Source organism: Cohnella phaseoli, assembly GCF_003386235.1.
Lineage (GTDB): Bacteria > Bacillota > Bacilli > Paenibacillales > Paenibacillaceae > Cohnella > Cohnella phaseoli.
On record NZ_QRDZ01000037.1, the window covers coordinates 15565 to 30559 of the forward strand.

The window sequence follows — 14995 nt, forward strand, 5'->3', positions numbered from 1 at the left end:
CTGTTTTTGCAGCTTTCGAAGCATACTTCCCGTCGTCCAAGCATTCATGTTTGCCCTGCCCTGTATCATCGTTTGCATCGATGTTTCCTCCTATGACGGATCGGGCCATAAATTTTGAAACTTCTCATTAACCCTTTCGGTCGATAAGCTTGTTGTGACGCGGGTACGCAGGATCGAGTAGTGTCGGTCAGCTTGTCGGCTTGCGCCTGCGCCGCTGGAAACATTCGGATTGGACCGAAAAAAGCAGGATAGCTACAATAGAGCATGTAACGTGAGGGCAAAGCTGTGCGGACAATTTTGCAATCGTTTCCAACCCAAGCGAAAAATAGAGAAATGGAAGGGGGGCTTCGGGTGTTCGGGAAGCTTCGTTTCTTCCGCAGCATGAGCTATCAAACCAAGCTGCTGACCGTCACTTTGTTTCTCAGTCTGTTTCCGGTCTTGCTTCTGGGCTATGCATCCTCTTATTTGTCAGTCCGGAGCGTTCAGGAGGAAGTGGACAACAACCACCGGATCATTCTCGAGCAAATCGAGTATCAGTTGAACGCTTTTCTCTCCGATCTGAAGGTGTCCACCTTGCAAATATCCGAGGATTTGATTGTGCGCGATTCTTTTCTGGCCGGCATCTCCCATAGCGCCTTCCGTCCGACGATGAGCATGATCGATACGCTGAAAAAATATCGGAGCGTGACCCGAATTCCGTTCGGCGTCACGCTTCTGTATCCGAACCATCGCCAGGCCTATTCTACGCAAACCGGATTGTCGGGAATCGATGCCCGGTACTACAGCTCGATTATGAAAGTGATCGACCCCGGCTACATGGGAATTACGATCATTTCGCCCTATACGTACGAGAATCAAAAAGACCTGCTGATCCTCAAGCCGGTATCGATCGAGAACGCGATTGACGGCGTCGTGGTCCTGCATGTGGATATTACCAAGTTTTATGAATATCTTCGCCGGATCGACATCGGCAGCACGGTCGTACTGGTCGTGGACGGACAAGGACGTATCGTACTCAGCCCGCACGCGGAAGAGATTGGAGCGCGGCTATCGAGCACTTCAAGTCTATATGCGTACTGGACCAGTCCGGAAGCGACCTCCGGAATTTCCGAGCTTCGGGGAGAAAAGTACAGCGTAACGTCGTTTAAGTCCGACCAGAACGCATGGACGTACGTGGCCATGACGCCGAGCCGGGAGTTGAACGCCAAAGCCTGGAAAATGGAGCGTTTGACCTGGACGATGGTGGCGGTAATCGTCGCCGTATGGGGATGCATCGCGTTCGTGGGCTACCTCCGGATGTATTCGCCGATACGACGAATCTCCATGAAGCTGACGCCTGTGGCGGGGACCAAGAAAGACAGCGTCCGCATTATCGATTCGTACGTCAGCGACATGCTGGAGACGAACCAGCGGCTCAGCGGCCAACTGCTGGAGCAGCTGCCGCTGATGCAGGAAAGCGTAATTCTCCAATTGCTTCACGACAATCTGTCCGAGTCCGAATTGCTGGAACGAATGAAGCAATTGGATATGGCTTTTCAAGGAGAATGGTTTTTCACAGGCATTGTCGAGATCGATTCGCTGCACGAATTCATGCAAATGTACAAGCAGAAAGACCGAACCTCAATGCTGAACGAGCTGCAGGCGATGCTTCGCGGAGTATTCGAAGCGAACTATACATGCATTACAGTCAATCCTCAGCCGGGCCGGATCGCTTTTATCGTATTGACGGGAAGGACGGATGCGGCTACGGAGGAGGAGATTGGAGCCATCGGCTCGGAAATCCGCCGAAAGACGCGCGAGCAGTTCAAGTTTACCGTCACGGCTGCGATCGCGCCGCCTGTCCGTTATTTGCACGAAATCGGCAGGAGCTACCAATTGGCGCAGGAATACTTGGGCTTTCGGCATCTGCTCGGCAGCGACGTGACGATTACCCGCAAGGATGTCGTGCAGTCGGACCGGATACAGCCGGCCGACCGGATTACGGCGAAATGGTACAAGCGGATTCTGACCAGCATGTCGGAGGGAGACATCGCGCTGGCCGAGAAGCAGTTCAACCAGATGTTCGCCGCGCTGCCCGGGCATCTGCCCGACTTCAGGATGATCAAGGGAATTCTGACTTACTTCCTGGAGGAGATCGATCAGCTGGTGTGCGATGTGCAAGGGCTGACGCTTCAGGATCTGCTCGGCTGGAACCCGTACACGGAGCTGTATCAGCAGAATTCCCTGGGCAGCGCGCATAAGTGGTTCGCCAATCGCTTCTTTCCATCGATCAAACAGCATATTGACCGGATGACGAAGGACAAAAGCCGCCGGATTGCCGACGAAACCTTGAAGTATATCCATGAGCATTACGATCAGGATTTTTCTCTGCAGCAGCTTGCGGGAGAGTTCGGAGTGTCTTCCTCGCAGCTCAGTCGTTTCTTCAAGCAGGCGATGAACGTCAATTTCGTCGACTACGTCGTCCATTACCGGATTTCGAAAGCGAAGGAATGGCTGGTGTATACGGAGATGTCGATCAAGGAAATTTCCGACAAGCTCAGATATACGACCAGCCAGAACTTCACCCGCGTGTTCAAGCAGATTACGGGCGTCCCTCCGGGCAAATACAGAAACGATTACAGACTGCATGGCGGACAGCCAGTCAAGCAAGAAGAAGAGGAAGAGGATAAGGACCTGCAATGAAGTGCAGCCTTATCCTTTTTTGTACCGATGTTTCGTGTTTTGCGCGCCGTGGTCGGCAAATTTAGAGACTTTCGCGTTGCAATTGGGGGGCGCTATAGTCGGCCTATACGAGATAGAAGGGAGGGTAACGGGTTGAAAAGAGCGGGACGGGCGCTGGCCGCCCCAGGTTCGATGAAATCGCTTGGCCGGGAAATCGCGAGGAACAAGTATATCTATTTGATATTGCTTCCCGGCCTGCTGTACTACGCGGTGTTCAACTATGCGCCGATGTACGGCATCCAGCTCGCGTTCAAGGATTTTCGGGCAAGCGCGGGCATTTGGGGAAGCCCTTTCGTGGGGCTGAAGCATTACGAGTATATTTTTCAGGATCAGGATTTTTGGCGGGCGTTCAAAAATACGATCATCATCAGCTTCAGCCGGATTTTGTTTCAATTCCCGGTGCCGATCGTACTGGCGCTGCTGCTGAACGAGTTAAGGGAAGGAAAATACAAAAAAACGCTGCAAACCATTTTTACGTTCCCGAACTTTCTTTCCTGGGTTATCGTTTCAGGCATGGTGCTGAACGTTTTCGGATCTGAAGGCGCTGTCAATCATTTTCTGTCCTTGTTCGGCGTGTCTGAGCAGATGTTTATGGCCAACCAGGATTTGTTTCGTCCGCTGATTTACATTTCGGATATCTGGAAAAGCGCGGGCTGGACGGCGATCATCTACCTGGCTACGATCGCCTCGATCAGTCCGGAGCTGTACGAGGCCTCTTATATGGACGGGGCCAACCGTTTCCAGCGGATGTTGTATATCACCTGGCCGGGCATCCGCTCCGCCGTTGTATTGATGCTGCTGCTGTCCGTCGGCAATACGATGAACGCGGGCTTCGATCAGATTTTCAATATGTACAATCCCGCCGTTTTGCCGGTAAGCGACATTCTGGACACGTATATTTACAGAATTACCTTCCAGACGTCCGGGGACTTCGGATTCAGCACCGCTGTCGGATTGTTCAAATCGCTTATTAACTTCGTGCTGCTGATTGTGTTCGATCGTCTGGCCAAGGGGGTCGGCGAACGAGGCATTTTCTGACGAAAAGGAGGTACGAAAGTGAACGATACGCCATTGTCCGGCGGGCAGGTCAGAAAAATCAACTGGTTCTACATCCTGAACATCGTGGTATTAAGCCTGTGGGCGTTGACCATTCTATATCCGTTCTACAATGCGATTCTTATTTCGCTGGTGTCGCAGAAGGAATATATGATGACGCCGTTTATGCTGTTTCCCAAAAATATAACGTTCGACGCGTATACCTATATTTTCAACAGCTCGCGCATCTATCACGGGTATCGGAATACGCTGCTCATTTTGCTGATCGGCGTTCCCTTCAATATGCTGACAACCGCCTTCACTGCTTATGCGCTGTCGCGGGACCGCTTTCCGGGAAAGAAAGCCATTACGGCGCTTGTCGTGTTCACGATGTACTTCAGCGGAGGACTGATCCCGCTGTACTTGTTGGTCAGGGATCTCGGCCTGATGAACAGCCCGGCTTCCGTAATCCTTGTATACGGAGCCAATACGTTCTATCTGCTGCTTATGCGCAGCTACTTCCTGGAAATCCCCGCAGCGCTGGAGGAATCGGCCAAAATCGACGGGGCCAACGATCTGGTCATTCTGCTGCGGATTATGTTGCCGCTGGCTTTGCCGATCGTCGCGACGGTTACCCTGTTCTTCTCGGTCGACCGCTGGAACGAATGGTTCAACGCGATGCTGTTCCTTCGAGAAGGAGAGAAATGGCCGCTGCAGCTGGTGCTTAGAAGCATCGTCATGTCCACGATCGACGATATCGGAAGCCGCAACGTTTCCATTCGCAAGACGGTGTTCGAGGACGGCGTGAAGATGGCGGCCGTGTTTATTACGATGGCACCCATCATGTTCACGTATCCTTTCTTACAGAAGTACTTCATAAAGGGAATTTTGATCGGGTCGGTCAAATCGTGAGTCCGAGAGACAAAAAACACTAGGAGGCAACATCGATGAAGAGTAACAGGAAATGGGCTATGATGTGCTGCGCGGTGATCGCATTTGCCGCGATCTTGTCAGCGTGTTCGTCCGACAAACCGAACGCGTCGTCATCCCCTTCGGCGACGGGAACGCCGACGTCTTCCGGCAGTTCGGGCAACGGGAACGCCGCGGGCAAATTCGAGAAAAGGATTACGTTCTCCGCGACGTCCGTCGATCTGAGCGACGACGGAAACTATATGAACGACGAAATTTACAAGGCTTTCGACGCCAAGTTCAATTTCGAGTACAAGCTCATTCCGCTAAGCTGGGATAATTGGGTCGAACGCGACCGGATCTGGATCAACTCCGGGGATATGCCCGACATGATGTTCTGGAACTTCGATTTTAAGGACTATGTCAATTTCTCCAAACAAGGACTGATCAAACCTCTGCCGGCCGATTACGAGCAGAAATATCCGAATCTGGCTAGTGCCATGGCCAAGACGGGTCTTTCGGATTACCTGAAGACGCTTGACCCGGAAGGCAGGGTCTATATGGTTCCGAACGTCATCTACAATACGCCGGTGACGGAGACGACCGACCTCGTGCTGGATGCCAAGGTGCTGTATTATCGCAAGGATTGGGCGCAGCAAGCGGGCATTCAGCTCGGCGACACCGTCACGGCGGAGCAAATCGCCGAGCTAGGCAATGCATTCGTCCAGCAAGATTCGGGCGGCAACGGAGCGGGACGCACGATCGGGCTCTCGTCTCAACCGTACCAGCTTTACAGCGCTTTCGTTCAGACGCACAACTCCTTTTACAACCAGTTTCACAAAGTCGACAGCGGTCAATATGTATGGGGAAGCGCGGAAGATTCCACGTTCGAAGGAATCAAGAGCTTCGCCCAATATTTCAAACAGGGATTCATCGATAAGGATTACTACACGTTCAAGAGCAAAGAGCATTACGACAAATTCGATACCGGCATCAGCGGCATGTTCATCGATGGAGCTTCTGCGGCGAATGTCAACGAAAGATACCAAGCGTTCGCGAAGGCCAATCCCGGCGCGAATCCGGAGGAAGCGATCGGACTCGCGACCATTGTCGGGCCCGACGGCAAATTCCACGGTCAGCAAAATATTCTGAACTACTGGGCGGGAGAAGTGTTTAATCCGAAAATTGACGACGAGACGTTCGACCGGATCTTGTCGATTCTCGACTACATCGCGACGGATGAAGGACAGCGCCTGATCTTTGCCGGCGTAGAAGGCAAGGACTACAAGATGGAAGGAGATAAGCTGGTCATTACCCGGGAGAAGGACGAGCAGGGCAACTTCAAGTATATGGGCGACTTGTACCCTTCCTATTACTTCTTCTACACGAAGATCGTGCTGCCCGACGACTGGTCGGCCCGCGACCCTTCCTTGGCGGACGGCGTAAGGGACACGGCGGTCAAGATGTTCCGGGTAAAAGAGAAGATTACGGACTTGATTCCACCGGATTACGACGTCATGTTCTTGTCCGCTCCGAACAAGGACAAATTTAATATTTCGATCGACGACGCGATCACGCAGATCATTCTGGAGAAAAAAGATATCGATACGCAATGGGCGGATTGGAAAAAATCCGTACAACCCAAAGTCGATGCCGTGCTTAAGGAAATCAACGGCGCGCTTGCGAAATAAACCGAGAAAGGTTGAGGATGACTCTATGCTTCCGTCTTACCCCATACTGCGAGGCCAACTACAGGGCGTTATCTCGAACAAGCAGCAGCAAGGCCACCAAGTCGAAGGACTGCTGGGCCGTCTGGAGGCATTGCCGGACAGCTACGACGCATTGGCGGAATTCGCCGCGCAGCTCGTCAAGCTCCCTCTTCGCGAGGATTGGCCCTACTCGGAGCCGAGCGATCTGGACGAGATCCGGGCCGAATCGGATCCGTCGCGCCCCATGGAAATCGGTTCATTGACGGAGACCGAGCGAGCGGCTCGCGCGGAGACGGCATTTCTATCGTCTTTGTGCGGCTGCATGCTGGGCAAGCCGATCGAAGAATATCCGTTCGCCACGCTGGACGATGTCCGCCAAGCGCTGGAGGAGATCGGCGAATGGCCGCTGAACGATTATATTTCCGAACGCATGCTGGACGTCTATGGCCGCCGCAACATCTCGTGGACGGAGACCGTCCGCGAGCGAATTGCCTTCGTCGCGCCGGACGACGACATTACGTATACGATCATGGGCATGCTATTGCTGGAAAAACACGGAACCGGTTTCTCCAAGGATGACATCCGTAAGCTGTGGCTCGACTATTTGCCGATCCAGCAAACCTGGGGACCGGAGCGGGGCATGCTGCTGAAGGCGGGGCTTGAATCCTTGCAGCCTCAGCCGGAGCTGAACATTGAAGATTGGCCCGATTTCCTGAACCCCGGCGAAGAGTTATGCGGTGCGCTTATTAGGGCCGACGCCTACGGCTATGCCTGCTTGGGCAAGCCGGAGCTGGCCGCCGAATTGGCCTGGCGGGACGCCAGCTGGACGCACCGGCGCACGGGCATCTACGGGACGATGTTCGTCGCGGCGGCGATCGCGGCAGCGCCGGTCGTATCCGATCGTCTCGGTATTTTCGAGACGGCCCTCAAGTTCGTGCCGCAGCGGAGCCGGTTCTACAAAATCGCCGCGGATTCGCTGGAGGAAATCGGCCGGGCGACCGACTGGATAGACGGTTATTACCGAGTTCATAACAAATACAAGGAATATTCGGCCTGCTGCGTTTATCAGGAAATCGGGACGCTGATTAATACGCTGCGCTTTGCAGAGAGCATCGGGGACGGCATCTGCAAGCAGGTTAGCCAGGGCAACGATACGGATAGCTTCGGCGCGACGGCCGGATCGATTCTGGGCGCTTATTTCGGGCCCGACGGGCTGGATCAACGCTGGCTGGCGCCTTTTGGCGACAAAATTATCACGAGCATGGGCACGTTCACGGAAGGATCGATCGCACGGCTAGCGAAGCGCATGGCGGCTTTACCAAAACTTATTCAAGGATAAGAGATGGGGGAGAAGGTCCGTGAAAAAAGCAATCTTGGCGATGTTGACATTGATTCTGCTTTCGCTGTCTTTTTTCGATGCTTCATACGCGAGCGCCGGAAGCAAGAAAGGCAGGCCGATCGCGCAAGGCACGTTCATTCAGAAAGAGCTGGTCAGAACGTGGGATGACGCCCGATGGCAAAGCGAGTTCAAGTATCTGAAGGAAGCGGGAATGCGCTATATCATTTTGGCGCCTACCGGCTACAGCTCAGGCGGCGGACCGACGCAGACGATCTATCCGTCCGATCGGTTCGAAATGGAGCCGGGGTATCCCGATCTGGTCGACAATATTTTGCGGAACGCGGAGAAAGCGGGCTTCAAGGTTTTCCTTGGGCTGAACTTCGACGGGGACTGGTGGAGCAAATCGGCGCGGGACCCTCAATGGCTGAACGCCAAAATGGAAGAGGGCAATCTGATTGCCGACGAGCTGTACAAAAAATATTACCGTAAATACCGGAAGGCGTTCTACGGCTGGTACTGGGTGTGGGAAGTCGACAATTTGAATTTCCCGACGAGCGCGGATCAGCGAGCGCTGGCGGATGCGATCAACCTCAATCTGCGTCATGTGAATCAGTTGAACGCTCGTCTGCCCTTTATGCTGTGCCCCTTCATGAACGCCGCTATCGGGGAACCGGAAGCCTACAAGCAGATGTGGATCAACATGTTCAAGATGACGGATTTTCGCAAGGGCGACATTTTCGCTCCGCAGGACAGCGTTGGGGCCGGCGGATTAAACATGGACAATTTTACGGAGTGGTTCAAAGCGCTGCGTCAAGCCGTTAATACGAAGAAAGGACTGAAGTTCTGGTCCGACGCGGAGACATTCGATCATCGCGACTGGTCAAGCGCGCCGATCTCCCGTTTCGTGGACCAACTGAAGGGGGTGCAGCCCTATGTCGACGGCATTATCACTTTCGCTTACAGCCATTATTACAGTCCTAATGTCGGCAAGGCTGCCTACCATCGGGCATACGTCAATTACGTTCGGACCGGCTTTGTGGAATCCGAAGCGCCTCCCGCCCCTGCAGACCTGTCGGCGGTAACGGACAACTCGGCGACCGTAAGGCTAGAATGGTCTCCGGTTCAAGATCCGGGGGTAGTCGGCTATCGAATATACCGTAACGATGTCCTGCTTAACGCATCCTTGAACCAGACGACCTTCTTTGCCGACAGATCGGCGGAGCCGCTGACCGAATACACGTATCAAGTGAGCTCCGTCGATGCGGCAGGCAACGAATCGGAACGCTCTGCCGGCTTTATCGTAACGACGCCGCAGCGTCTGGAGAATCTGGCGGCGAATCGGCCTTATACGGCAAGCGAGCCGGCTCATGCCAACTATCCGGACACGGACGCCAAGGAGTTGACTGACGGCATTCGCGCCGACAGCACTTACGCTCATGCCGCATGGCAGGGAAGATACTTGGCCGAGCCGTATTCCGTCACCGTGGATTTGGGAAGCCTCAGGAGCTTGACGGAGGTGAGCGTCGGGTTTCTGCAGGATCTTCCGGTAGGGATCATTCTACCGCAATCGGTCGCTTACTTCGTCTCGGACGATAACGCCAGCTTCACGAAAATCGGAGAGGTCGCGAAGCCGGACAACGCCTCTACGGATTCGCAGACTTACGAATACAAGCTGCAAGGTATGTCCAACACTGCCGGCCGTTACGTCAGGATAGAAGTCGACAGCGCTGGCGCCTGGAGCTTTATGGACGAAATAGAGGTCAGGTAAAGGGCTGTCTCATAGGCACTTTAAGTTGCTCTGCGAGATAATCGATAATAAACCTCCCTCTGATGCTATACGCTCCTGAAATTTGAATGGGTAAACCCGTTACAATGTGATTTCAGGAGCGTATGAGGCAGTCTGCGGGCTAATCATGATCCCTAACACTTTCAGATAATTACCGGTAGTGATCCGTATAATCATCGACGACGCTTAAGCGACATACAACCCTTGAATTTGGTCAACTTTGTACCGTTTTCCCTACAAACCTCCACAATTTGAGTCCGATTCAAGCTACTTTGTACGATTTTCCGAACAAACATTCCCGTTTTGAGTCTGATTCAAGTTACTTTGTACGATTTTCCGGCTAATTTCCCTGCGTAAACTTTTGTGTGCAAATAGATAGATCCGCAGTAAAAGTTCCCTATGAGACAGCCCCTTTTCCTTCAGAGTAAAGTTCTGAATTGTGAGTAGTTATTCGCTCGCTTTTTCCGTTAGCCGATTCAACAGATTCAACAGCATAACCACGGCTTCGGCCCGGGTTGCATTCCCGTCAGGGTCGAATGTAGTCCCGTTTCGTTCGATTCGGATGCCTTCGCGGAGGACGGCCAGTACGGCATCGCGGGCCCAATCCGGAATTCGAGTCGTCTCTGCGAATCCGGCATCGGAGGCGGAGCTTACCGGGAACCGGAAAGCTCTGGCGACTACGGCGGCGATTTCGGTCTGGGTCATCTCGCGCCGAGGCCGGAAATTACCGCTAGGATAGCCTTCGATCAGCCGGACAAGGTAGGCGCGGTCGATAGCCGTGAGCGCCCAGGTGCCGAACAGCTGCCGGTCTTTGAACGCCGCCGAGTCGCGGCTCGGCTCGGGAAGCTCTGCAGCGAGGGCGTTGATTAGCATGACAATGAATTCGGCCCGCGAGATCAGACGATCCGGGCGGAAAGAGCCGTCCGGATAGCCCCGGACAATGCCCATTGCCGCAGCGAGCTTAATTTCGACTTCTGCCCAATGTCCGGCAATATCCGAAAATGTTTTCGCGGAAGAGCCGGGATCGCCAGGTTGTTCGGACGTGCCGGGTTCACTTGGCTTCTCGGGCTTGGAAGTCGAGGGTTGTTCCGTTTCTGTCGGTTGTTCGCTTCCCGGCGACGGAGAGGTCCCGCCGTCGGAAGGAGATGACGAGGAACTGCTGCTGGTGCGGACAGTGCCTCTAAGCTCGGCGCTATCGTTGCCGTAACTATCGTAGGCGACAACGGCAAAGGCATATTCGGTACTCTCGGTAAGTCCCGTGGCATTATAGCGATATACGCTGCCGGTTACGGACGTTTCGAGCGACTCGCCCTTGTAAATCCGATAGCCGGCAATCGGAGAAGAATCGGCAGCTTCCGGCCAACTTAAAGAAACCCCGTTCTTCGATATATCGGAGAAGCTGAGCACAGAGCCGACCGGCCAGACGGGTGCATCGCAGTTTTTGCGAACCTTGATGTGATATTGGCTTGTCTTGACCCCGTTCGCGGCCGTGACGACGATAGGGATATCGACAGACTCGCTCGTCAAGGCGATAGATACTCCGTCCCCGCTGTCCGACAAACTTCCGTTGATCGTCAAGGTGGCGCCAGTATCGGCCGTTGCGGCTGTCAGTATCAAAGAGTTCGTTGCGCATGCAACTGTCGCTTCGTAATCCTCGATAGAGGGTGAAAATGCAGGAACGAGTTCGCCGGACGACAGCGTTAAGCTCTCCAGATCCGCATTGGAGCTTGGTTGAGGGGGGAGCGTACGAACGGTGAACGTCACCGGCGCTTCCTCGGCCGAACCGTCTCCGCCGAACCATTCGAAAGTCGCGGTGCCGCTTGTATCGGCAGCCGGACGATAGATCAGCCCGTCCAGCTCCGAAACGGTAATTATTTGGTTAAGTTGAACGGCTACGCTGTCTAAATACAGTGTTCCGTATACCGAGTCGGTTACCGTAGCGAACCGGACTCGATCCATAGCGGGCGTGAGTGATGAAGCGTAGTGAGCCGTAAAATCGGATGCCAGGAAGACGAAATCCGTGTTCCTCTCCGTCTCAAATTCCGTATTCGCGACGCTAGGCCGGAGTACCAGATGAAGCGTCGATTCCTTCTGGATATTATAGTCGGCCAGAGTACGGCCGTCTTCAAGCTCCTTGCCTGCGAAGATCAACCGTTGCCGTTCGGGCGGGATGCCTTCCTTGTCCTGAATCTTTTGTTTCACTTGCTGAATGGAGTCGCTCGACTCAGTATCGACGGTTATCGTTTTTCCCGTCAGCGTCTTGACGAACACTTGCATGGCAAAGGCCGAAGTCGGAAAAGCGAGCGTAAACAGTAAAATGAGCGCCATCGTCAGCGCATAAGGACTTCGTTTTCTCATTTAACGATTTTCCCCCTGTCGAGATAGAATAGACTGTATTTGCGCGTCACTGGTTTATTTTACTATAGCCAAGCTGCTCTCGGAGAAAAATTTGTCGATTTTTCTAGGGCGTGTATGCATACTCCGAGGATAGTAGATTTGGCCGAATTTTCGTTCCATGCAAGGAACTTTTGTGAAGGCGTACCGGAGGTACGTCAAGCAAAAGTGACGAAGCAGGGGAGGTGAAAGATGCCCCTGAGCGGGTTTGCATACACGCCCTAGACGAAAAAAGCTGCCTCGAAGCGAAAGCGATCGCTTCAAAGACAGCTTTTTTTATATGCGAGACTCGTGTTTACTCATTCAGCTCATAGACTTTGACATTGCCGAACGTCGCTCCCCCGCCGGAAGAGAACAGCCGGATATCGGAGCTGTCGAGCGATTTGGAGATGCGGGCCGCCAGCGCGTACTTGTCGTTCACGAACACTTCCAGAATGTCGCCTTCGGAGATCAGGCGCAGCGTATTCGTGCCGTCCAAGTCTCCGGCTGCGACCGGGATCTGGCTGAAGTTCGTCCAATTGCCCGTTCCGGTCGTATCGCGTCGTACCCTGATCAGGTTGTTGGCCCTATCCAGGGAGATTTCAAAGCCGTAAGGCGACGTCGCGCCTTTGTCGATCAGAAGGCCGGCGCGGTCGGCGCTGCCCGACATGGACACCGTCATGTCTGCGTCGAAGCGGTTGTAATCCCCCGGAAGCTTGGCGATGGAAAACCCGGCTCCGGAGGAGGAGAACGTACCGGAGCCGAACGTCCAGCTTCCCGTTTCCGCAGAAGGGCTGCTTACGCCTCCGTACAGCGCTCCTCCGCGGATCGCGGAAGAGAAGGTCGTTTCCAGCTTGACGCCCAGCATGCCTCCCGGCAGAGCGTACAGCTCCCTCGGAAAGCCGATATGTCCGCCCCAAGCGTTGCCGGTCGCCTGCTGCGGAATCCAGCCGAGCATAATCCATTTCGCGCCGTCGTAGAACACCTGCGCCGCCGCCAAGTCTTCGCCTTCTAGGGAATGGGCGGTTTTGGACGCCCAGTTGTCTGCGTCGATGGAGGTATTCAGATCGCCGATCCAGTACGTCGGGCCGCCGACCCAATGCGCGGTCTGACGGGCGATGCTGGCCATCAAGTACCAGCGGTTGTCCAGCTTGAACATCTGCGCGACCTCGGGCTCCTGAGCCGAGCCGACAGGGACGCCGGAATTCGGGAACCGGATCAGATCGGTCTGGGTTCCCCAGCTCGTGAGCGAGCTGCCGACGGAGCTGGTCAGCCCAATGGACACGTCCATGCCCGAGCCGATGCCCCAGTCCTGATTGGAGCGATACGCCGAGCTGACCATCCGGTATACGCCGGCGTCGGGGTCCCAGAACACGTAAGGATCGCGAGCCCCGGCCGTATACGGCGTCATGGAGTTGGCTATATCGTACGATGAGGAAGCATTGCTCCACTCCGTCAGATCCAAGCTTTCGCTTCCCTTCATTTCGGTACCGTTGCCGTAATAGCTGCGATAGACGCTGCCGTCCTTGAACACGCCAAGCGCATAGTAGTTCTGGTAGGGAGCCGAACCCGAACGGGTCAAGGCAACCGGCTGCCAGCTTTTATAGTCGGTCGTCGTCACCAGCGCAGGCTCGAAGGTGCCGGGCTTCAAATAATAGAGATACAGCGTTCCGTTTTCCCAGTAGGGATGAACGTCTCCGATATAGTGGGAGGGATGTTTGTAATGCAGCTTGATTCCCGGCCCTCCCGATTGATAATCGATCTGGGGGTCCCAATACGTCGAATCATTGTCGATCGTCGATTTGCGGTTCAGTACGAAGCGGATTTCGTCTCCGGGCTTCACATAGGTCAATACGCCAGGATTGACCCCGACGCTATCTTTGTAGGAGATGCTCTGCCAGCCGGAGGCCGGCCAAATCTGCGTGTCGTTCTTCAGAATCCGGGCTTGAACGCCGTCTCCTCCGCTCAGGTCGCGTTTGCGTATGACTCCCGCGATGTTTACGGTTCCTTCCATCGGGCTGACGAATGCGCGAACCGTATCGGTGGATATTCCAGGGTGAACGGTGTCCGCGCCATTCCAGCCGATCAGGGCGTAGGAACTGCGGCCGAGCCAGGCATGGAAGCTCGACGAATCATAGGTCATCGGCGCGTAGGCAGAACCGTCCCAATCGCGGTAAAACCAATGGTCGCTTCCTTGCATTGAGGACGAATATCCTTCGGAAGCGATGAATCGGCTTTTCAGCCCTGTGCCGATGCTGAAGCGGATTTTGGACGAGGACGAGAACACGTTCCCCGATACCGTTCGTTCGGCGACGATCTCCAGCACATATCTTCCGGACGCCGTAATCGAAGAGCCGCTGGTGAAGGCGGCGGGAGCGCCGCCATCCTTGGCCAACGTAGCGTACGAAGTCGTTCCGGTCGGATCGGTCCAGGAAGGGGCCGCAGAAGGATATGCGCCGCCGTCAGCCACACCGGTTACTGCGGGACGATCCGGAGCGTCGGAGGACGAATAGGCTACGTTAGGGTCCCAATAGGTGCTGTCATTATTGATGTTGCCGTTGCGATTCAGCACGAAGCGCAGCCGATCTCCGCGGGTCACCTGGACGCTAAGCGAATGGTTGACGCCGACGTCGTCGTTATAGGCGATGCTCTGCCAGCCCGAAGTCGGCCAGATCTGCGTCCCGTTCTTCAAGATTCGCGCTTGCACGCCATCCCCGCCGTTCAGGTCGCGCTTGCGCACGTTGCCTGTGACCGACACCTGGCCGTCGGCGGGCGCTTCGAAGGTCAGCGCCGTATCGGTGGCCGTGCCGGGATGCAGCGTGTCCGGGCTGTTCCACCCGATCAGGCTGTAGCCGCTTCGTCCCTGCCAGGCGCGAAAGCTGGCGTCCTCGTAAGCCATCGGCGCGTAGTTGCTGCCATTCCAATCCTCGTAGATCCATCCGTCAACGCCCTGCACTCCGGTTGTTCTGAACGCATCCGAAGCCGTAAAGCTTTGACCCGTCCATCCGCTTGCCGATACGCGCTCGGGCGCGAAGGGAACGAGGGAGAAACCAAGACCTGCAACAAGAAGAAGCTTGATCGCTTTCCGGTAACCGAACATATTCGTTCCTCCGAATCTTCGAT

Annotated in this window: 8 protein-coding genes; 6 read left to right on the forward strand and 2 right to left on the reverse strand. The window is 54.8% G+C overall.

All coding sequences use genetic code 11. The features are described from left to right. The first annotated feature begins 351 nt into the window (after positions 1-351). The 6 genes from DFP98_RS32240 to DFP98_RS32265 all read left to right on the forward strand — a co-directional run bounded on the left by DFP98_RS32240 (position 352) and on the right by DFP98_RS32265 (position 9481). Positions 352-2682, forward strand: coding sequence for an AraC family transcriptional regulator (locus tag DFP98_RS32240; RefSeq protein WP_181918074.1), 2331 nt, complete (start codon positions 352-354; stop codon positions 2680-2682). 132 nt (positions 2683-2814) lie between these two features. After that, the gene (locus DFP98_RS32245; protein ID WP_246016944.1) at positions 2815-3759 is read left to right on the forward strand and encodes an ABC transporter permease; all 945 of its coding nucleotides are present in this window, start codon (positions 2815-2817) and stop codon (positions 3757-3759) included. A gap of 18 nt (positions 3760-3777) precedes the next feature. After that, a complete protein-coding gene (locus tag DFP98_RS32250; RefSeq protein ID WP_220377203.1) occupies positions 3778-4668 on the forward strand; it encodes a carbohydrate ABC transporter permease in 891 nt (296 codons plus the stop codon). 35 nt (positions 4669-4703) lie between these two features. After that, the gene (locus DFP98_RS32255; RefSeq protein WP_116064749.1) at positions 4704-6356 is read left to right on the forward strand and encodes a type 2 periplasmic-binding domain-containing protein; all 1653 of its coding nucleotides are present in this window, start codon (positions 4704-4706) and stop codon (positions 6354-6356) included. Between the two features lie 25 nt (positions 6357-6381). Further along, positions 6382-7713: an ADP-ribosylglycohydrolase family protein gene (locus DFP98_RS32260; protein WP_181918075.1), complete on the forward strand. Its 1332-nt coding sequence runs from the start codon at positions 6382-6384 to the stop codon at positions 7711-7713. A 19-nt stretch (positions 7714-7732) separates the two neighbouring features. Continuing rightward, the gene (locus tag DFP98_RS32265) at positions 7733-9481 is read left to right on the forward strand and encodes a DUF4434 domain-containing protein (protein ID WP_116064751.1); all 1749 of its coding nucleotides are present in this window, start codon (positions 7733-7735) and stop codon (positions 9479-9481) included. Between the two features lie 465 nt (positions 9482-9946). Here the strand turns inward: DFP98_RS32265 and DFP98_RS32270 are convergent, their stop codons facing one another. Together DFP98_RS32270 and DFP98_RS32275 are read right to left on the reverse strand one after the other, a co-directional pair. After that, entirely contained in the window at positions 9947-11857 is a 1911-nt protein-coding gene (locus DFP98_RS32270; protein WP_116064752.1) for a ubiquitin-like protein, read from the reverse strand. A gap of 331 nt (positions 11858-12188) precedes the next feature. Continuing rightward, a complete protein-coding gene (locus DFP98_RS32275; protein WP_116064753.1) occupies positions 12189-14972 on the reverse strand; it encodes a GH32 C-terminal domain-containing protein in 2784 nt (927 codons plus the stop codon). Positions 14973-14995 lie beyond the last annotated feature (23 nt).

Bases quoted from the DNA above. Each gene is read 5' to 3' on its own strand.
- DFP98_RS32255 (WP_116064749.1), top strand. From the start codon at position 4,704: ATGAAGAGTAACAGGAAATGGGCTATGATGTGCTGCGCGGTGATCGCA.
- DFP98_RS32260 (WP_181918075.1), top strand. From the start codon at position 6,382: ATGCTTCCGTCTTACCCCATACTGCGAGGCCAACTACAGGGCGTTATC.
- DFP98_RS32270 (WP_116064752.1), bottom strand. From the start codon at position 11,857: ATGAGAAAACGAAGTCCTTATGCGCTGACGATGGCGCTCATTTTACTG.
- DFP98_RS32275 (WP_116064753.1), bottom strand. From the start codon at position 14,972: ATGTTCGGTTACCGGAAAGCGATCAAGCTTCTTCTTGTTGCAGGTCTT.